This is a genomic window from Buttiauxella sp. (genome assembly GCF_049686335.1).
GTDB lineage: Bacteria > Pseudomonadota > Gammaproteobacteria > Enterobacterales > Enterobacteriaceae > Buttiauxella.
The window spans coordinates 13859-32883 of the sequence record NZ_JBAVHX010000018.1; the positions used below are offsets into that span (position 1 = coordinate 13859).

At 53.1% G+C, this 19025-nt stretch carries 18 protein-coding genes and 1 riboswitch; of the genes, 8 read left to right on the forward strand and 10 right to left on the reverse strand.

Annotated elements, in window-relative coordinates; genetic code table 11:
* Positions 1-17: 17 nt before the first annotated feature.
* Positions 18-560: an isochorismatase family protein gene (locus WBL83_RS13650; RefSeq protein WP_424589659.1), complete on the forward strand. Its 543-nt coding sequence runs from the start codon at positions 18-20 to the stop codon at positions 558-560.
* Positions 557-1474, forward strand: coding sequence for a GlxA family transcriptional regulator (locus tag WBL83_RS13655; RefSeq protein ID WP_424589660.1), 918 nt, complete (start codon positions 557-559; stop codon positions 1472-1474). Before WBL83_RS13650 ends, WBL83_RS13655 begins: the two co-directional genes overlap by 4 nt.
* On the opposite strand, the gene WBL83_RS13660 is transcribed toward WBL83_RS13655, so the two are convergent.
* Positions 1471-2466, reverse strand: coding sequence for an acyltransferase (locus WBL83_RS13660; protein WP_424589661.1), 996 nt, complete (start codon positions 2464-2466; stop codon positions 1471-1473). The genes WBL83_RS13655 and WBL83_RS13660 overlap by 4 nt on opposite strands.
* A 142-nt stretch (positions 2467-2608) precedes the next feature.
* Between WBL83_RS13660 and WBL83_RS13665 the strand changes: the two genes are divergently transcribed.
* The 3 genes from WBL83_RS13665 to glyS all read left to right on the forward strand — a co-directional run bounded on the left by WBL83_RS13665 (position 2609) and on the right by glyS (position 6144).
* Positions 2609-2920: a YsaB family lipoprotein gene (locus tag WBL83_RS13665; RefSeq protein ID WP_424589662.1), complete on the forward strand. Its 312-nt coding sequence runs from the start codon at positions 2609-2611 to the stop codon at positions 2918-2920.
* A 233-nt stretch (positions 2921-3153) separates the two neighbouring features.
* The gene (glyQ, locus tag WBL83_RS13670; protein ID WP_064542532.1) at positions 3154-4065 is read left to right on the forward strand and encodes a glycine--tRNA ligase subunit alpha; all 912 of its coding nucleotides are present in this window, start codon (positions 3154-3156) and stop codon (positions 4063-4065) included.
* Positions 4066-4074: 9 nt separating this feature from the next.
* The gene (gene glyS, locus WBL83_RS13675; protein ID WP_424589663.1) at positions 4075-6144 is read left to right on the forward strand and encodes a glycine--tRNA ligase subunit beta; all 2070 of its coding nucleotides are present in this window, start codon (positions 4075-4077) and stop codon (positions 6142-6144) included.
* Between the two features lie 53 nt (positions 6145-6197).
* Here the strand turns inward: glyS and uspF are convergent, their stop codons facing one another.
* From uspF to WBL83_RS13720, 9 genes are all read right to left on the reverse strand, one after another.
* Positions 6198-6632 (reverse strand): universal stress protein UspF, encoded by a 435-nt coding sequence (uspF, locus tag WBL83_RS13680; RefSeq protein ID WP_424589664.1) that lies wholly within the window; start codon positions 6630-6632, stop codon positions 6198-6200.
* Positions 6633-6813: 181 nt separating this feature from the next.
* Positions 6814-7104, reverse strand: coding sequence for an HTH-type transcriptional regulator (locus WBL83_RS13685; protein ID WP_424589665.1), 291 nt, complete (start codon positions 7102-7104; stop codon positions 6814-6816).
* A 258-nt stretch (positions 7105-7362) separates the two neighbouring features.
* Positions 7363-8745 (reverse strand): MFS transporter, encoded by a 1383-nt coding sequence (locus tag WBL83_RS13690; protein WP_424589666.1) that lies wholly within the window; start codon positions 8743-8745, stop codon positions 7363-7365.
* Positions 8746-9107: 362 nt separating this feature from the next.
* A complete protein-coding gene (gene uca, locus WBL83_RS13695; protein ID WP_424589667.1) occupies positions 9108-12653 on the reverse strand; it encodes an urea carboxylase in 3546 nt (1181 codons plus the stop codon).
* A 78-nt stretch (positions 12654-12731) separates the two neighbouring features.
* A complete protein-coding gene (locus tag WBL83_RS13700) occupies positions 12732-13367 on the reverse strand; it encodes an urea amidolyase associated protein UAAP2 (protein ID WP_424589668.1) in 636 nt (211 codons plus the stop codon).
* Complete coding sequence (locus WBL83_RS13705; protein WP_424589669.1) at positions 13361-14074, reverse strand: urea amidolyase associated protein UAAP1; 714 nt, start codon at positions 14072-14074, stop codon at positions 13361-13363. The genes WBL83_RS13700 and WBL83_RS13705 overlap by 7 nt, the downstream gene beginning before the upstream one ends.
* A gap of 14 nt (positions 14075-14088) precedes the next feature.
* Entirely contained in the window at positions 14089-14853 is a 765-nt protein-coding gene (locus WBL83_RS13710) for an ABC transporter ATP-binding protein (RefSeq protein WP_424589670.1), read from the reverse strand.
* 9 nt (positions 14854-14862) lie between these two features.
* Entirely contained in the window at positions 14863-15675 is an 813-nt protein-coding gene (locus WBL83_RS13715; RefSeq protein ID WP_424589671.1) for an ABC transporter permease, read from the reverse strand.
* Positions 15676-15690: 15 nt separating this feature from the next.
* Positions 15691-16746 (reverse strand): putative urea ABC transporter substrate-binding protein, encoded by a 1056-nt coding sequence (locus WBL83_RS13720; RefSeq protein ID WP_424589672.1) that lies wholly within the window; start codon positions 16744-16746, stop codon positions 15691-15693.
* 60 nt (positions 16747-16806) lie between these two features.
* Positions 16807-16901: riboswitch (guanidine-I (ykkC/yxkD leader) on the reverse strand.
* A 318-nt stretch (positions 16902-17219) separates the two neighbouring features.
* Between WBL83_RS13720 and WBL83_RS13725 the strand changes: the two genes are divergently transcribed.
* From WBL83_RS13725 to WBL83_RS13735, 3 genes are all read left to right on the forward strand, one after another.
* Entirely contained in the window at positions 17220-17930 is a 711-nt protein-coding gene (locus WBL83_RS13725; RefSeq protein WP_424589673.1) for a DUF3053 domain-containing protein, read from the forward strand.
* 273 nt (positions 17931-18203) lie between these two features.
* On the forward strand, positions 18204-18416 hold the full coding sequence (gene cspE / locus WBL83_RS13730) for a transcription antiterminator/RNA stability regulator CspE (RefSeq protein ID WP_034499351.1): 213 nt from the start codon (positions 18204-18206) through the stop codon (positions 18414-18416).
* Between the two features lie 275 nt (positions 18417-18691).
* The coding region (locus tag WBL83_RS13735) for a DUF6531 domain-containing protein (RefSeq protein ID WP_424589674.1) at positions 18692-19025 on the forward strand (334 nt) is incomplete at its 3' end.

Below are 19025 nucleotides of genomic sequence, written 5' to 3' on the forward strand. Positions count from 1 at the left end.
TGATGAGGAGTCCGAAAATGTCACGTTCCGCTCTGATTAATATCGACACGCAGCAATCCTTCTTCCATCGCGATTACTGGCAAGAGGACGACATCCCCGCATTCCAGCAGGCGATTTCACCGCTGATTTCCGGCTGCCAGGATTTGAACATTCCAGTGGTCGATATCTTCCATGTTGACGATGAAGGCCCGTTCTCGCTGGCTTCGGGCTACGTTAAAGCCATGCCTTTTTTGCAGCATCAGCCTGATGTGACGTTCCAGAAACACGTTCACAACGCGTTTACCGATACCGGCCTCGACCTCTGGTTGCGCCAACGTGACATTAACCATCTGATTATTTGTGGGATCCGTACCGAGCAATGCTGCGAAACCACCGCGCGGGTAGCGTCCGATTTGGGTTATCGCGTGACATTTGTCAGTGAAGCGATGCTCACCTTCCCGATGAGCTGGAAAGGGGTTACGCTGGATACTGCAACTCTGCGCCATCGCACCGAAACGGTACTGGCGGGGCGCTTTGCAGAAATCCAAACCGTTGCCGAGTGCCTGGAGTCATTATCGTGAGTATTGGGGTCTGGTTCGTTGTTTTGCCTGGTGTATTGTCGCTCGATTTGACTGGCCCAGCGGAAACGCTGGCGCTGGCGGGCGATGCTTTTCATCTGCATTTCATCGGCCCGGACTCACAAGTCGCCACCTCGATTGGGCTGAATTTTTCCGGTATCGAACCGCTGCCAGAATATTTCCCTTCCGGCAGTTTGTTGGTGCTGCCGGGCGTGTGCGATTCAAACCGCTACTTTGACACGCCGCAAGCCGAAGCGGTTCGCCGTTGGCTGACGCGTCTGCAACCGCAAATTCATAGCCAGCAACTCAACCTGATGTGCGTCTGCTCGGGTGCGCTGCTGGCGGCGAAAGCGGGGTTGATGAGCGGGGTAAACTGCACCACGCATCACGATGTTTTGGCAAGATTACGCGCTGCGGCACCCACCGCGCTGGTGAAAGAAAATCGTATATTTGTCGAAGATCGCGGCATCTGGACCAGCGCGGGGATCACATCTGGCATCGATTTATCGCTGCATCTGATAAACCGCTACTGCGGGCCGAAAGCGGCGTTGGATGTGGCGCGTGAAATGGTGGTGTGGTTTCGCCGTTCTGGGGATGACCCGCAATTATCACCGTGGTTGCGCTATCGCAATCACATTCACCCAGCGGTACATCGCGCCCAGGATTTGCTTTCAGCGGCGCCTGAATCTGCGTGGGATGTTCAGGAAATTGCCGACAAAGTGCATGTCAGTTCACGCCATTTATCGCGTCTTTTTCAGCAGCATTTGGGGATTTCAGTGCGGGATTATCTCGAGCAATTACGCCTGGCGGTGGCCGAACAGCGTTTATTGCAGGGGCAACGCATGGAGCAGGCGGCGATTGCGGCGGGATTTTCGTCACCCCGCCAGTTACATCGCGCCCGCGCCCGTCAGGTTTAACTCACCATTTTTCGGCTATCAATGCGCTGCAAGCCCATTGAAAGCAGCAAACTACCGGCAAGCGTTGCGCCGAAAATCCACAGAATATCCAGCACGGGATAATGGGTTATTTGATATCCGTGAGTGCGCAAGAAGTGGATGATCAGTGCATGGAACCCGTAAATCCCCAGCGAGTGTTGCGAGATTAAGGTCAGCCCCGGCAACGGGCGTCCGTTCAGGCAATTTTTCACCAGCACCAGCAGGCTAATCGCGGCGATAAACACCAGCGGCCCGCAATAGACATAAAAAGTATCGGCAAAATTACCGTTCACTTCTAATTGGTGGCGCGTACCGGTGGAAATCGAAAAAATACACAAGGCAAACAAGCCAGCCGCCAGCCCGCTTATCCAGCGTTTATCCGTTTCCAGCATGCCAATGGCGCGGCCTAACAAACCGTAAAGCACGTAATAAAACGTATCGCCGCGGATGTATAAATTAATCGGCAGCCATTTAACGCCACCCAGTGTTTGCGGCACGGTATTCGGATTGGCGACCACGCCCAGTAACACCATCAGCCCGAGAATCACCATCGCATTAACTTTCTTCACCTGAATCAACGGTGAAAGCAGGTAAATCACCATAATCGCAAAGAAAAACCACAGGTGATAAAACACCGGTTTTTGCAGAATGTAGCGCAGTGAAAGCCCGGCATTGATAGGGGTTAGCAACTTGATGTAGATGAGTGCGACCACGCTATAAAAAAATAGGCAGGTGACGATGCGCAGAAAATGACGTTGCTGCGCGCTGCGCTCACCGAAAAACAGATAACCCGAAATCATGAAAAAGAGCGGAACGCTCACACGGGAAGCCGAGTTCAGCACATTGGACAAGTCCCAACTAAATGGCGTGACAATATTCGCGTTGGTGATGTACCAGGTTGTGGTGTGGATCATCACCACCATCAGGCACGCAATCCCGCGCAAGTTATCAATCCAGTTAATTTTTTGCTCCATTCGGCCCTCTAAGTCTGGTACGTATAATTATCCGAGTTTGCATTTGCCCTCTTGTCAGGCGTTTTACAGGTTTGCAGAATGCGGAATACCTGTTAATTATTCATGAACAGAAAAGATTTTAACGTACAGTTAACGAATGATGATGCCAAAAATAAAAAAATGCCGTTGGGCGCTAGCGTTAGCCGCCTTGTTACTGAGTGCTTGTAGTACGCAGGAGCAGCAAACACAGTATGCGCAAGCCGCGCAACCTCCCGTGATTGAGGGCGAAGCGATGGTCGAAACCTGCAAACAGGAAGCGGCACATCGTTACAACACCCAATCCCAGCGCATCAGCGTGGTGGATTTTAAGCAGTATCAGGGAAGTTATGAGATCCTCGGCAGCACGACACGCCGGGAAGCATTTACCTGTTCCTTCGACGAAAGCGGTCAGTTTTTGCACCTTTCATCGACATAAAGCCGCAACACAGGGCAAACAGCACGTGGATTCAGGCTGTATATCTTCCCATCAAAAGGTATACTCTTCACCCTTCAAGTTGCCCCTGCGTTGGCTGCCTTCTCTCACCCCAATTGCTTAGTTTACTAAGCTCATGGGGATTCGCTCAGTTGCCGTCTTGATGCAACTCGAATGGTTTTGAGTATATACTGGTCGCTTCTCTTTTCACCCTCTCGAACGCGTGCGAAATCAACATGCAAAAGTTTGATACCAAGACCTTTCAAGGCCTGATCCTGACTTTACAGGACTACTGGGCTCGCCAGGGCTGCACCATTGTTCAACCTTTGGACATGGAAGTCGGCGCCGGCACCTCTCACCCAATGACTTGCCTGCGGGCTTTAGGGCCAGAGCCGATGGCGACTGCTTATGTGCAGCCATCTCGCCGTCCTACCGATGGCCGTTACGGTGAAAACCCGAACCGCTTACAGCACTACTATCAGTTCCAGGTGGTGATCAAGCCTTCTCCAGAGAACATTCAGGAGTTGTACCTTGGGTCGCTTAAAGAGCTGGGTATGGACCCAACTATTCATGATATTCGCTTCGTAGAAGACAACTGGGAAAACCCAACGCTGGGTGCCTGGGGTCTGGGCTGGGAAGTGTGGCTCAACGGCATGGAAGTGACTCAGTTCACTTACTTCCAGCAAGTTGGCGGCCTGGAATGTAAGCCTGTTACCGGTGAAATCACTTACGGTTTAGAGCGTCTGGCGATGTACATCCAGGGCGTAGACAGCGTTTACGATCTGGTCTGGAGCGACGGCCCGCTGGGTAAAACCACCTACGGCGACGTGTTCCACCAGAACGAAGTTGAGCAATCGACTTACAACTTCGAACACGCTGATGTGGACTTCCTGTTCTCCTGCTTCGAGCAGTATGAGAAAGAAGCGCAGCATCTGCTGGCGCTGGAAAACCCACTGCCGCTGCCTGCTTACGAACGCATTCTGAAAGCTGCGCACAGCTTTAACCTGCTTGATGCCCGTAAGGCCATCTCGGTTACTGAACGTCAGCGCTACATTCTGCGTATTCGTACTCTGACCAAAGCCGTGGCCGAAGCCTATTACGCTTCTCGTGAAGCGCTTGGCTTCCCGATGTGCAATAAGAACAAATAAGAGGCTGCCATGTCTGAAAAAACTTTTCTGGTGGAGATCGGCACTGAAGAGCTGCCACCAAAAGCCTTGCGCAGCCTGGCGGAATCCTTTGCTGCGAACGTTACAGCGGAGCTGGATGCAGCGAATCTCGCTCACGGCGAAGTAAAATGGTTTGCAGCTCCACGCCGTCTGGCGCTGAAAATTTCAAATCTGGCTGAGTCTCAACCAGACCGTGAAGTTGAAAAACGTGGCCCGGCAATTTCTGCGGCATTTGATGCAGAAGGCAATCCAAGCAAAGCCGCTGAAGGCTGGGCTCGCGGTTGTGGTATCACGGTGGCTGAAGCTGAACGTCTGGCGACCGACAAAGGCGAATGGTTGCTGTACCGTGCGCACGTGAAAGGCGAAAGCGCGCAAGTGCTGCTGCCTGCCATGATCGCAACGGCGCTGACCAAACTGCCTATTCCAAAACTGATGCGTTGGGGTGATAACAACACCCAATTCGTGCGCCCGGTTCACACGGTGACCCTGCTGCTAGGCGACGAAGTCATTCCAGCAACCATTCTGGGCATCGCGTCCGATCGCGTCATTCGTGGCCACCGCTTTATGGGCGAGCCGGAATTCACTATCGATAACGCCGATCAGTACCCTGAAATTCTGTTCACGCGCGGCAAAGTTATTGCCGACTACGAGCAGCGTAAAGCGGTTATCAAAGCGGGCGCTGAAGAAGCGGCACGCAAAATCGGCGGTAACGCTGATCTGAGCGAAAGCCTGCTGGAAGAAGTGACTTCTCTGGTGGAATGGCCCGTTGTTCTGACGGCGAAATTCGAAGAGAAATTCCTGGCTGTGCCTGCAGAAGCGCTGGTTCACACCATGAAAGGTGACCAGAAGTACTTCCCGGTTTACGCCAACGACGGCAAATTGATGCCAAACTTCATCTTCGTTGCCAACATTGAGTCGAAAGACCCAGTGCAGATCATCTCCGGTAACGAGAAAGTTGTGCGTCCACGTCTGGCGGATGCAGAGTTCTTCTTCAATTCTGACCGTAAAAAGCGTCTGGAAGATAACCTGCCACGTCTGGAAACCGTACTGTTCCAACAACAGCTCGGTACGCTGCGCGACAAAACCAACCGTATCGAAGCGCTTTCAGGCTGGATTGCGGGTCAAATTGGCGCTGATGTGAATCATGCAACGCGTGCGGGCTTACTGTCCAAATGCGACCTGATGACCAACATGGTGTTCGAATTTACCGACACCCAGGGCGTGATGGGCATGCACTATGCGCGTCATGACGGCGAAGCCGAAGACGTTGCTGTTGCGCTCAACGAGCAATATCAGCCACGTTTCGCAGGCGACGAGTTGCCATCTAACCTGGTGGCTTGTGCGGTAGCGATTGCCGATAAGATGGATACCCTCGCGGGCATCTTCGGTATCGGTCAGCATCCGAAAGGCGACAAAGACCCGTTTGCTCTGCGTCGTGCTGCCCTTGGCGTACTGCGCATCATCGTTGAGAAAAACCTGCCGCTGGATCTGCAAACTCTGACCGAAGAGGCCGTGCGCCTGTACGGCAGCAAGCTGACCAACGCGAAGGTTGTCGACGAAGTTATCGACTTTATGCTGGGCCGTTTCCGCGCCTGGTATCAGGAAGAAGGCCACAGCGTGGATACCATCCAGGCTGTTCTGGCACGTCGTCCAACCAAACCAGCAGATTTCGATGCGCGCATGAAAGCGGTGTCTCACTTCCGTACTCTGGAAGCGTCCGCCGTCCTGGCTGCCGCCAACAAGCGTGTGTCTAACATTCTGGCGAAGTCTGACGAGCAGCTGAACGACCACGTTCATGCTTCCGTTCTGAAAGAAGCTGAAGAGATCCGTCTGGCAACCAACCTGGTTGTGATGCGCGATAAACTCGAACCGTTCTTCGCAGAAGGCCGCTACCAGGAAGCTCTGGAAGTACTGGCTAACCTGCGTGAGCCGGTCGATGAGTTCTTCGACAAAGTGATGGTAAACGCAGAAGATAAAGAACTGCGTATTAACCGTCTGACGCTGCTTTCCAAGCTACGCGAGCTGTTCTTGCAGGTTGCAGATATTTCTCTGCTGCAGTAATCGTTCAGTCGATATTAAAAACCCGCCGCGGCGGGTTTTTTTATGGCTACGAATCAGCGAACCACTAACACCGAACATTTGGCATGACGCACCACCGCCGCAGCGTTTGAACCCAGAAGATAGGTCGACATGCTTGGCCGGTGAGAAGCCAGAATAATCACATCCGCGTTAATATCGTCGGCCAACTGGAGGATATGATCTTTCGGCGTACCGCTCAGCACGTGCATTTCTATTCTGTCCTCGGGCAGGCTGAACTTAGCGACAATGTCGCGTAGTGTTTCTTTAGCCGCCGCTTCCCTTGCAATCGTATCAGGCGAAATCGATGCGTAGCCCAGGCCGTAAGAGGCGAAGTAGGTATAGTCGGGGATAACTGCCAGGAAGTGGATCGTGGCATCGTCTTGTCTTGCGTACGCTTCAACGTGAGGAATGACTTGTTGCGTCAGCTCTATCTCAGAAATATCGATAGGAACCAGGATATTCTTAGACATACAACCTCCTTTTGTTTTCTCGTAAATAACCCTCTCTAAGTTATGGATTAAATTTGCCGTTAGGGGAGTGATACAGGTCTGGTTTCGGGATATTGCCGCTGCGTTTGATGCTGTTTCGTGGTTTCAAGAAACAAGAAACCCCGCATTGGCGGGGTTTGGATTAAGGCATCAGGATACAAAATCATTCCATCAATTGCTTACTGATCGTCGGATTCGCCTGCATTAAACGCATCAACTTCAGCTCGGTATTAGAGGGTCTGAGTCGTTTTGATTCCCACTCATGTACCATTGAAACACTTACGCCCATTGCGCGGGCAAAATCATCAATCTTTAAGCCGGTACTTTTTCTCAACTGTTCAAATTCAGAAAATGCATTGGGCTTATCATTTAGAGCCATCGTTTGTTGTTTATCTTTAAAAACAATTTGCTCAAGGTTGCTTAAAAGCTCATACATTGGATCTTTATATTCCATCGAGTACTCCTCATAAATCACACAATGGATAGTGAACACGTAAGAAGCTCATTAAGAGTAGTTCGAAAAAAAGCGGGACGATGCTTTTCAGGCTAACTATTTTTATACAAAAATTGGCTTATGCGTTTCAGCAAAAAACCTAAGCGGTATAAGGAATTGAAAAGGCTATGGAGTCGGGGTGTGAGTATAAATTTGTAAATGGTTATCTCATTTATGCAAAACGGCGGGACAAGCCCGCCGTGGTTGAAAAATTTTCAATCATGCTTTTTGCGTAACTTTATCCAGTTCATGATTTTCAGGGCGATTTTCAGCAGGCGTACGCAGGCCAGCCCAGGATTTCACCATCAGCGCGGTGGCTGACAGTACCGCCGGGATCGCCAGCAGCATGAAGATGGTTTTGAACGACAGTTCGGCCTGCATCAGGAATGCGCCACTGAACGCCCCCAGGATCCCACCGAAACGCCCAAGCCCCAGCATCCAGGCCACACCAGTTGCACGGCCTTGCGTTGGATAGAATCCTGCGGCAAGTGCGGGCATCGAGGATTGTGCGCCATTCATGATTGTCCCGGCGATAAATACCATCACACCCATCAGCACCAGGCTTGACGTGGAGAAGCCCACGAGGCACACGAACAGCCCTGTCAGCAGATAACCGACCGCGACCACTTTGTTCGGGTTCAGCTTATCCATCAGCGCGCCAATAATCAGCACGCCAATGCCTCCACCCAACGGGAACAGCGCCGTGATAATCGATGCCTGGCTTAGTGTTGCTCCGGTTTCACGAATCAACAGCGGCAGCCAGCTGGTCAGGAGATAGAAAATCAGCAGGCCCATGAAATAGGTCAGGCACAGCATTAGCGTTCCGACCAGATAACGCGGTGAGAAAATCACGCCAAGCGCGGTTTTATCTTTGATGTGACCGCCCACTTCGTTAAGCACAAAGCGCAGGTTTTCCCCTGATGGCAATGGCGCGATTCGACGCAAAATAGTGGCGATGTCTTTCTGCGGCTTGTTTTTAACGACCAGATAACGCGCCGATTCCGGCAGCCAAATCATTAGCACCACCGAAAGAATCAAGGGCATCACGCCGCCCAGCACCAGCACACTTTGCCAGCCGTAATGCGGGATCATCCATGCAGAGACAAATCCGCCCATCGACGAGCCAATGGGGAAGCCGACAAACATCAGGTTCACCAGTAACGCACGTTTACGCTCAGGTGCGTATTCGGACATTAACGTTGCCGCATTTGGCATGGCGGCACCCAGACCCAGGCCAGTCAGGAAGCGCAGCAAGGCGAGGGAAGTCAGGCTGGTGGCAAAGGCGGTCAGTAAGCTAAAACCGCCGAATACCAGAATGGACAGCACCAGCACTTTTTTACGTCCGATACGGTCAGCCATCGGCCCGGCGGTTAATGCACCTACCGCCAGACCAACCAGCGCGGCACTCATTACCGGGCCGAGGTCAGATTTCTGTACACCCCATTCCTGCACCAGGTCGGAGGCGATAAATCCAATAATCGCAGTATCAAATCCATCCAGCGCCACCGTGATAAAACACAGCACGAGGATCATCCACTGGTATCTGGAAAACCGATTATTGTTTATAAATGCCTGAATATCAGTTGTTGTTGTCTTTGTCATAAGGCAAGTCCTGCAAATGGAGCAAACCATAGCCAGATTGTAGGGTCGGGCGAAGTTTGTCGGAGTGATTCTGGATGTTCGATTATCGAACAAACATTCGTTAATCGTTCGTTAAATCAAACCATTCAGCAGGCTGCAGGGCAATCATCTGGCAGGTGTTTGTGTGCGATTATCGTACAGATATGAGTGAGGTATAGGACTCTTTCATAAAAAGATTATAAATATTAAACAGTTAAATTAAACTCGTCGCAGTGCGTAATTGTGAGTTGGTTAACAATCAATTAACATGAAGGGAGTGCGAGTAGCCACGCGCTACCCGCAACATTCCTGATAACACCCTCTGATTAAGCAACTACTGCCAATTAAGCCGCCGTTTCTATCACCATCAGCAATTGGCCTGCTTGCACCTGATGCCCTTGCTGGCGCTGGAAGGTGCGAATAACGCCATCAACGGGTGAAGTAATGGGAATTTCCATCTTCATGGACTCCAGAATGCCGATGGTTTGCCCGGCTTTCACTTCTTCGCCTGGCTCCACTAGCCATTGCCATACGCTGCCTGCGACCTGGCTTTCAACGCCACAGCAGGAATCAGGAATAAACTCTTCGTTTTCATGGGCTTCATCAAGGCTGCTATCAAAGGTAAATTGCCCGTCAGCGCGCCAGCGCGCCAGCTCCTCATCAAACGCTTGCTGGCGCGATTGCTGGAAGGTGTCGATAGTTTCCGCCTCCTGCTCAAGCATCTGTTGATAAGCACTCAGGCTGAATTCTCCTTCTTCAATACGCAGCGGATAATCCCCCCACGGGAAGCTTTCACGAATTGCCAGCAACTCCCCGGCACTGACTTCGTAGAAGCGGATCTGGTCGAAGAAGCGCAGCAGCCAGGGTTTTGTGAACACCTCTGTCTGGCGATCGCGGTTCCACATTTGCAATGTGCGCCCGACAAACTGATAGCCGCCAGGCCCTTCCATGCCGTAGACACACATATACGCGCCGCCAATACCCACGGAATTTTCTGCAGTCCAGGTTCGGGCCGGGTTGTATTTGGTCGTCACCAGACGATGGCGTGGGTCAAGCGGTGTGGCGACGGGTGCACCGAGATAAACATCGCCCAATCCCATGACTAAATAACGGGCGTCAAAGACGATGTTTTTGACCTGCTCAACGGACGTAAGCCCATTGATACGGCGAATAAATTCAATGTTGCTCGGGCACCATGGCGCACCTGGGCGCACAGACTGGGTGTAACGCGTAATCGCTTCACGGCAGGCGGCATCATCCCAGCTAAGCGGCAGCCAGACGGTACGCGACGGCACTTTGGCATTGTGCAAATCGCCCAGAGCCTGGTCAGCCGCCACCACGGCTTCCAGCAGTTGTTGGCGTGGGCAAAGACGATTATCAAAGTGGATTTGCAGTGAGCGGATCCCCGGCGTCAGTTCCAGACGCCCCTGTTGCGGATGAGATTCAAGCCACTGCATTAAGGCGTGAACGCGAAAACGTAACGCGATATCCAGCATTTGCTCGCCGTACTCGACCAGCAAAAAGCGATCACCCGCCGCGCGGATGGTGACAGACGGCATGCCGTTATTGGCGGGATCGTGGTAGAGGATGGGGGAAGTTATGCCGCGTTGCTCTTCTTGTCCGTCCGCTTCACTCAAACTCACCGGTACAAACTCAATTGTATCTCCGGCTTTGAGTTGCCCCAGTTTCCACAGGTCATCGCTAATCACCGTTGCCGGGCAGACAAACCCCCCGAGCGACGGGCCGTCCGGGCCGAGGATAACCGGCATATCGCCTGTGAAATCCACGGTGCCAAATGCGTAGGCGTTGTCATGAATATTCGACGGATGCATTCCCGCCTCGCCGCCGTCGCTCCGCGCCCAGGTCGGTTTCGGGCCAATCAGACGAATACCGGTACGACTCGAGTTGTAATGTACCTGCCAGCGAGCGGCGAAAAACGCCTGAATATCAAGCTCGGTGAAAAACTCCGGAGCGCCGTGTGGCCCGTAAACCACGCGCAACTGCCAGATATTGCTCAACACCGGATAGTCGTTTGCCACAAGTGGTGCGACGTCACGGTGCTGAGGTGCGGCAAGATGCAACACGTCTCCGGCACGCAGCGCCCGCCCCGCATGCCCACCAAATTTACCCAGTGTGAAAGTACTGCGACTGCCGAGATAGTGTGGGCAATCAAGCCCGCCTGCGAGGAGCAAATAGCTGCGGCAACCCGCGACGATAATGTCACTCAGCACTAATGTTTGCCCGGCACTGGCGTTAATGACCACGCCTGTTGCCACTGTTTCGTCATCCAGCTTTGCGGCGATCTCTGCGCCTGTCAGGACAAATGCGCACGGCTGGTTAAAGCGCAATGTCGGGCCGCGCAAAGTGATTTCCAGCCCCGCAGCCTGTTCGTCATTACCCAAAAGCTGGTTGCCAAGCGTGAAGGCACGGCTATCAAACGGACCCGAAGGCGGTACGCCAACGTGCCAGTAGCCGCTACGGCCTGGCGCATCCTGAATGGTGGTCATCGTGCCACCTGTTAACACATCAAGCGTGGCGGGCTGCCAGCTGATGCCACCGAGTGTTGCGGTGATCACTCGCCCTTCCTGCACTTCAGGCAAGGTGAGTAAATATCGCAGCCAGTTTAAGTTGGTTTCTATGCCATACAGCGATGTTTGCTGCAAAGTTTCTGCAAGCGACGCCAGGGCTTGCTGGCGGGTGTCGGCATGCACAATCACTTTTGCCAGCATCGGGTCGTAAAACGGCGAGACATCGCAGCCAGTTGCCAGCCAGTGATCGATGCGTAGCGTGGCGCCATCCACCGCCTCTGGAAATTCTACTTCACTGAGCAATCCGGCGACGGGCTGGAAGTTTTTCGCCGGGTCTTCTGCATACACACGAACCTGAATGGCGTGGCCATGGGGTGAAGTGCGCAATGTTTCTAACGCAGGCAAATCACTGGCCCCGAGCGCCACCATCCAGCGCACAATATCAACGCCGTAAACCATTTCAGTGACGCCATGTTCCACCTGCAAACGCGTATTCACTTCAAGGAACCAGAATTGCTCGCTCACATCGTCGTAAACGTATTCCACTGTTCCGGCGCTGCGGTAATTCACGGCCTGGCAAAGCTCAACCGCCGTGCGATGCAGTGCCGCACGGGTTGTGTCAGATAAACGTGGGGCAGGGGTTTCTTCGATGACTTTCTGGTTACGGCGCTGCGCGGAACAATCCCGCTCGCCAAGGGCAATGACTTTACCTGCACCGTCGCCAAAAACCTGAACTTCGATATGACGCGCACGGGCGATAAATTTCTCTAAAAAGACGCCATCGTCGGAGAAGTTGTTGCCTGCGAGGCGTTTTACACGGCTAAAGGCATCGTTCAATGCCGCCGCATCATCACAGCGCTGCATGCCAATCCCACCGCCGCCCGCCGTGCTTTTAAGCATCACCGGATAACCAATGCGTTCTGCTTCGGTTAATGCGACGGCAAGGGAGGTGAGTAAACCGCTACCCGAAAGCAGCGGCACATTATTCAGTTCAGCCAGTTCTCGGGCGCGATGCTTTAGTCCGAAAGCGGCCATTTGCTCAACCGTCGGGCCGAGGAAAACCACGTTTTCCACGTCGCAGCGTTCGACGAAGCTGGCGTTTTCACTCAGGAATCCGTATCCCGGATGTATCGCTTCGGCGCCACTTTCCCTGATGATGGCAAACAACTTGTCCTGATTCAGATAGGTTTCGCGAACGTTGCCGTCACCTAATGAATAGGCGAAATCTGCCTGACGCACATGCTGGGAGTGTTTATCGGCTTCGGCGTAAACCGCAATGGCAGTAATGCCCATTTGCTTCAGGGTACGGATAATGCGCACAGCAATCGCGCCACGGTTGGCAATCAAAACTCGTTTAAACATAACCGGTTCTCAGGCTCGCAGGTCGTCCTGCTGTCAATTCGGGCGCTGGAGTGCGGGCCGTCCCGCAGCGCTAAAGGATTACCAGATGGCGACTTCAATCGGCGTGGGGTTGTAACCGTTGCAAGGGTTATTGAGCTGCGGGCAGTTGGAGATCATCACCAGAACGTTCATTTTCGCCACCAGTTCGACGTATTTCCCTGGCGCTGAGATGCCATCAGCAAAATTCAGGCCGCCGTCTTTGGTGACGGGGACGTTCATAAAGAAATTGATGTTATGAGTGATATCGCGGCGCGTAAGGCCATATTCAGGATGTTGCGCCACGGCGAGCAACCAGCTGTCGCGGCAGGCGTGCATGTGCCGTTTTTCCAGCGAATAGCGCACGGTATTACTCTCTGTAGCACACGCGCCGCCGAGCGTGTCGTGCCGCCCGCACGTGTCCGCAATAATTTCCAGCATCGGGCGGTCTTCGTTTGAGCGTAAAACGCTGCCGGTGGTGAGAAAGACGTTGCGCTGGCCACGTAAAGTGTCCGTCACGCTATAACGCTCGGCAGTATCGTCAGCGTTATAAAACAGCGTATCTGCCGCCTGATTGCCTTCCAGGTCGGTGATGCGTAAGGTCTGGCCTTCTTCCAGACGGTACAGCCAGTAATCCCCGGCATTGACCGTGGTAAGAAGGCGGGCATTTTGTGGGTGGCGTGAGCTTTCAGTCAGCATCCGCAGGCTCCTTCAGTCAGGATATAGAGTTCGTTGTTATGCAGACCGCGGCAGTTTTCTTCACGTTGCAGGCAGATTTCCGGCAGCGCCTGGCGATGGGCATCAAGCTGAATACCGAGTGACTGGCGAGGATATTTCTGCGCAGTGTTCAGCGGGTGTGGACAGGTATGCAGAATAACCAGCGTGTCCATCGCAAAGCGCAGCGTGACTGACGTCCCCGCCTGGCCTTGCTGTTCCAGCTGTAAATCGCCTTCGTCGCTGGCAGTGACTTTGGCGAAAAAGTTAACGTTAGCCGCCATATCACGTTTCCCAAGACCATATTTCGCCAGCTCGATAAGGAAACTGTCGTAACCGTTTTGATGACGTTCATTGCGGGCTTGCTGATAATCCACTGCGCCAAATTGTTCAGCGACCTGGGTGGCGTTACTGCTGCCACAGACTGTTTCATGCCAGCCGAAGCTGTCTTTTTCGATGCCGCAGAAAATGCGACCCATATCAGAATAAAGACAGTGTCCGGCGGTTAAGCGGAAGGTGTGCTGGCATTTGAGCGTGTCAGGCGCGTTGTAGCGTTCCAGCAGGTTTTCCGGGTTATAGAAGAGGGCGGCGGCGTTGACGCCACCGTTGATGTCGGTCAGCGTTATCGCTGTGCCACGACGCATAATCAGCGACCAGTGACTGCCTGCGGGCAATTCAGTTTGATAAGTCATATTGGCTCCTTATTTCAGGCAACTTTACGTTCAGGTTCGGCATGCATCGGGTTGGCCGGTTTTTTATCGAGCGGGATGTCGTAGGTAATGCTCGCACCCCAGCGGTCCGGCGCTTGCGGGTCGTGGCGAATTTTGTCGAATACCCAAAGCCGTGAGCCCAGGGTGAATCCCTCTTTCAGATCGTGTGTGATCATGAAAATGGTCAGGCGATGGCGCTCCCACAGGTCGCTTATTAGCAGGTGCATTTCGTTACGAATACCCGGGTCGAGTGCGCCAAAAGGTTCGTCGAGCAGCAGAATGCGCGGCTGTTTCATTAATGCCTGAGCCAACGCCAGGCGCTGCTGCATCCCGCCGGAAAGCTGGTGCGGATATTTGTTCTGCGCGGGCAATAAACCCACCTGGTCGAGCATGGCGCGGGCGCGCTCACGAATTTCCTGGCGTTTCTTGCCCCATACACGCCCAAGCCAACGGGCGGTACTGAACTCCTCGGCCAGCATCACGTTGCCAATCACCGTCAGGTGAGGGAACACAGAGTAACGCTGGAAGACCACGCCACGCTGGGCGTCGGGTTCCTGTGAAATCGGTTTTCCATCTAGTAAAAAATCGCCTTTCGTCGCCGTTTCCGTGCCGAGCAACATCTTCAGAAATGTGGTTTTCCCGCAGCCTGATGCGCCAACAATCGAGACAAATTCACCCTCCTCGACGCTAACGTTGAGTCTTTCGAGCACCACCAGATCGCCATAATGCTTTTCGATGTTTTTGAGTTCGAGCAACGCCATAGCGCCTCCTTATTTTGCGTAGTACCACGGGAAGCAGCGGCGGTTAATCACGCGCAGCAGCAAGTCGACGGTGAAAGCGAGCAGCGTTATCCACGCCACGTAAGGCAGGATGACGTCCATCGCCATGTAGCGGCGCATCAGGAAAATGCGATAGCCGAGGCCTTCGGTTGCCGCTATCGCTTCCGCGGCAATCAGGAATAACCAGGCGGAGCACAGTGACAAGCGCACCGCGTCAATCAGGCGAGGCAGCAATTGCGGCAAAATCACGCGCCACAGGATTTGTGCGCTATGGCCGCCGAGCGTCTGCGCTTTCACCAGTTGTTCTTGTGGAATGGCCATTACCTGGAGCTGTAAATCGCGCACGATAAACGGCGTGATGCCAATGACGATCAGCACCACCTTCGAAACTTCACCCAGTCCAAAACTGATAAATAAGATCGGTAAAATGGCCAGCGGCGGGATCAGCGCGATAAGTGTAATCAGCGGCGAAAGCACCGAACGCACCACCGGTAACGCCCCGCAAAACAGGCCAAAAATCAGCGCCAGTAACGCACTTAATCCCACACCGACCAGTAAGCGCAGCAGGCTGGCGGCGGTGTCCGTCCACAGCAGATATTCCCCAGTACGGGGGCTGGGGGTGAACGCCATACGGTCTATCGCCGTCCACATCGCATCAAACCCTGGCAGCAGTTTGTCGTAACTGTTTGCCGCCAGACGGGCATCCGAGGCCACCAGATAAAAGAAGATCACCGCAATTAACGGCAAGGCGCCCATCAGCACTCGGGTCATTGGCTGGGGTTGGTAGTTAATGATTTTGCGCATCGGGCACCTCCGGTTTTACAGCTGGTTGCTGACGGCCAGTTGAATGAATTCATCGCTAAAGCGCAGTTTGGTGTTGTTGGTGTCACCCCAGTTTCCGGCAGGCGTGGTGATACCTACGACGTCGGCGGCGGGAGCGGCCTCACCTAACAAACCGTGCTTGAAGGAGAATTCAGCGACCATCTGCATGGTGGCTTTCAGCTGGGGGCTGTCGGTGAAATCGAGTGCCAGTTTCGGGTCGCTGAAGAGATGAGTTGCAGCGAGCTGAGCGTCAAAACCGGCTAAATCGGTGCCGGCGGCCTCGCCCATTTGAGTGCGTGCCGTTTTGGCGGTTTCCGATTCACCCTGCATCACTTTCAGGGTTTCAAACCATGCGCCGGTCAACGCTTTGCCCAGTTCTGGATGCGCTTTCAGCGTGGCGGTATTCACCACCAACAGATCGAGAATTTCCCCAGGGATTTGCGCGGAGGTGAACAGAGGGGTGGCGCCTGGCTGTTTCTGAGCCTCCGCCAGCAGCGGGTTCCAGGTCACGATAGATTTCACATCAGGGGTGGTGAACGCGGCAACCAGGTCGGCATCGGCTGTGTTTACGACTTTGACATCGCGTTCGCTCAGGCCGGATTTTTCCAGCGCACGCGCCAGCAGATAGTGGGAAACGGAGAGTTCAACCAGGTTAATCGGCTGGCCTTTTAACTCCGCCACGGATTTTGCAGATTTCGAAAGAATGCCGTCGTTACCGTTGGAGTAGTCGCCGATGATCAGTGCCGTGCTGTCGACACCACCGGCCGCGGGAATGGTCAGCGCATCCATGTTCGTCATGGTGCAACCGTCAAAACCCCCAGCGGTGTATTGGTTGACGGATTCGATGTAGTCGTTGACCTGGACAAACTTAATATCGATTCCGTATTTGTCTGCCCATTTTTTGACGATGCCATTTTGTTGGGCGTAATCCCAGGGCATCCAGCCTGCATAAATAGACCAGCAGAGTTTGAAGGTGGGTTTTGCCGCGAAGGCGCTGACGCTAAACAGCGCGAGTGCAGCAAACAAGATTCCACGGTGGCAAGCTTTAAGCATGGCGATTCCTCTGACGGTTGCGGAAAAAGGTGCAGGAGGGCGGCGCGCAATGGTCGCTTATCCTCCCGGGCTTTTGTCCCGCCGTGTAACCGCCAGAGGGCGGTCGATCACTCTCGGACCAGCGTCTTTCGACCGGAACCCTAGTGATCCATTTCCAAATTGTGTGGCGACATCGGTTGCCCGCTTATCACCCCTGCAACTTGATAAGAGCAAAATGGATGCCAGATCTGAATGGCCTGATGTTTGTCTTTTAATAACAGTTAATTAACAGATGTTCGGGGCTGTGCACTGCAAGGTTGCATTGCGCCAGTAAGGTGCAGGTTGCCGTATAAAAGTGCACCATTGCAGCGCAAATTTGGCTTAAAGAGATTCATATCAAAGGGTATCTTGCGAAGTCAGGTTGGACTATCCTTAGCAGCATTATTGGGTACGCATTTTTGCTATGGCACTGAATGATGAAAGGAGTAGAAAAGATGGCGACAGGTAAGTCCTGGTCACGCTGGTTTGCGCCGCTTGCGGCAATTTTAATGGTAGTGAGCTTGAGTGGTTGCTTTGATAAAGAAGGCGATCAGCGTAAGGCGTTTATCGATTTCTTACAAAATACGGCGATGCGCAGCGGTGAACGTTTACCGACGCTGACTGCCGATCAGAAAAAGCAATTTGGTCCGCTGGTTTCTGACTACGCGATTCTGTATGGCTTCTCCCAACAGATGAATCAGGTTATGGACGATGGCATGAAGCCCGTCGCTGATAGCGTAAACAGCATTCGTGTACCGCAAGATTATATGACTCAGAGCGGGCCACTGCGCCAGGCGAACGGTTCGCTTAACGTATTAGGCCAGCAAGTGCAGAACGCCAAAATGCAGGCAGACAGCGCGCGCTCTACTCTGAAACAAGCTGACGATCTGAAACCTGTTTACGAGCAGGTGTATCAGAAAGTGGTGACTGCTCCAGCAGCGGCGATGGCTCCACTGATCCCTGCGGCGCAAACATTCACTGCGCAACTGGTACAAGTGGGTGATTTCATCCAGCAGCAGGGGACTCAGGTTGGTTTTACCGCAGGCGGTATTCAGTTCCCAACCTCACAGCAGGCAAGCCAGTACAACTCGCTGATTGCTCCGCTGGCGTCACAGCATCAGGCATTTATGCAGGCGTATTCGACTGCACAAAGCGCTATGCAGTAATGGTGATGTTCCCCGTCGTAAGGCGGGGAATCCCAGAGATGGCCTGAGCTCCAGCCCTGTGGACGGCTAAAATAAACCTTGTCATTGATGTCGTATATATGAGTTAATGCACTCATCGGTTTGAAGCACAGACCTAAGCAGTTTAGTAACGCAGTCCTCCAAGAGTTATCATAGATACCCTTCGAAGTGAGCTACCTTCCTTTATCGCTTTAAAAAATCTGTAAAACATTCCAATTGCGCCGGAAGGCAAACTTAATTTAAAAGGTAATATCTATGTCTAACAAAATGACTGGTCTGGTAAAATGGTTCAACTCTGACAAAGGCTTCGGCTTCATCACTCCTGACGATGGCTCAAAAGACGTGTTCGTACACTTCTCTGCTATCCAGAACGATGGCTACAAGTCTCTGGACGAAGGCCAGAAAGTGTCTTTCACCATCGAAAGTGGTGCTAAAGGCCCAGCTGCTGGTAACGTAACTAGCCTGTAAGGTTAGCGTTAGCAAAGCTAAAAATTCAAAAACCCGCTTCGGCGGGTTTTTTCGTTTCTGGGGTTTACTCTTTCCAGCTCTCTTTCCTCAATCACAGTCCTATTTAACACTTCCTAATCCGCCAGTTTTCGTTTGTGATACTTATCACTGATATCAATCCTCATTTATTCTAGATTTAATTATCATATTGATTTTATTGCATTTGTTTTATTTATGAATGGTCTGGATCACAGACAAAAAATCAATAACCCAGCCACAATGAAAAGGATTTCACCATGCCAGGAATGCCTGCTGCGCGTCAGGGTGACGCCACGTTAATCGGCGGCCCGGTTATTCAGGGCTCGTTGGGTGTCATGATTGGCGCGCCCACCGGTGTGGCCTGCTCGGTCTGCCCCGGAGGGGTGGCGGTGGGTAACCCCGTCAACCCGGTACTCGGGGCCAAAGTCCTTCCCGCCGAAACCGATGTTGCCCTGCCCGCGCCGCTGCCGTTTGTGCTCACCCGCAGTTACAGCAGCTACCGCACCGGGACGCCGGCGCCGGTCGGCACCTTCGGCCCCGGCTGGCAGTCGGCGATGGATATCCGTCTGCAGCTCCGTGCTGATGAACTGA

Coding starts and splice junctions, on each gene's coding strand:
- WBL83_RS13715 (WP_424589671.1), bottom strand. CDS start 15,675: ATGCGCAAAATCATTAACTACCAACCCCAGCCAATGACCCGAGTGCTG.
- WBL83_RS13710 (WP_424589670.1), bottom strand. CDS start 14,853: ATGGCGTTGCTCGAACTCAAAAACATCGAAAAGCATTATGGCGATCTG.
- WBL83_RS13705 (WP_424589669.1), bottom strand. CDS start 14,074: ATGACTTATCAAACTGAATTGCCCGCAGGCAGTCACTGGTCGCTGATT.
- WBL83_RS13690 (WP_424589666.1), bottom strand. CDS start 8,745: ATGACAAAGACAACAACAACTGATATTCAGGCATTTATAAACAATAAT.
- glyQ (WP_064542532.1), top strand. CDS start 3,154: ATGCAAAAGTTTGATACCAAGACCTTTCAAGGCCTGATCCTGACTTTA.
- cspE (WP_034499351.1), top strand. CDS start 18,204: ATGTCTAACAAAATGACTGGTCTGGTAAAATGGTTCAACTCTGACAAA.
- uspF (WP_424589664.1), bottom strand. CDS start 6,632: ATGTCTAAGAATATCCTGGTTCCTATCGATATTTCTGAGATAGAGCTG.
- glyS (WP_424589663.1), top strand. CDS start 4,075: ATGTCTGAAAAAACTTTTCTGGTGGAGATCGGCACTGAAGAGCTGCCA.
- uca (WP_424589667.1), bottom strand. CDS start 12,653: ATGTTTAAACGAGTTTTGATTGCCAACCGTGGCGCGATTGCTGTGCGC.
- WBL83_RS13650 (WP_424589659.1), top strand. CDS start 18: ATGTCACGTTCCGCTCTGATTAATATCGACACGCAGCAATCCTTCTTC.
- WBL83_RS13665 (WP_424589662.1), top strand. CDS start 2,609: ATGCCAAAAATAAAAAAATGCCGTTGGGCGCTAGCGTTAGCCGCCTTG.
- WBL83_RS13720 (WP_424589672.1), bottom strand. CDS start 16,746: ATGCTTAAAGCTTGCCACCGTGGAATCTTGTTTGCTGCACTCGCGCTG.
- WBL83_RS13700 (WP_424589668.1), bottom strand. CDS start 13,367: ATGCTGACTGAAAGCTCACGCCACCCACAAAATGCCCGCCTTCTTACC.
- WBL83_RS13725 (WP_424589673.1), top strand. CDS start 17,220: ATGGCGACAGGTAAGTCCTGGTCACGCTGGTTTGCGCCGCTTGCGGCA.
- WBL83_RS13685 (WP_424589665.1), bottom strand. CDS start 7,104: ATGGAATATAAAGATCCAATGTATGAGCTTTTAAGCAACCTTGAGCAA.
- WBL83_RS13660 (WP_424589661.1), bottom strand. CDS start 2,466: ATGGAGCAAAAAATTAACTGGATTGATAACTTGCGCGGGATTGCGTGC.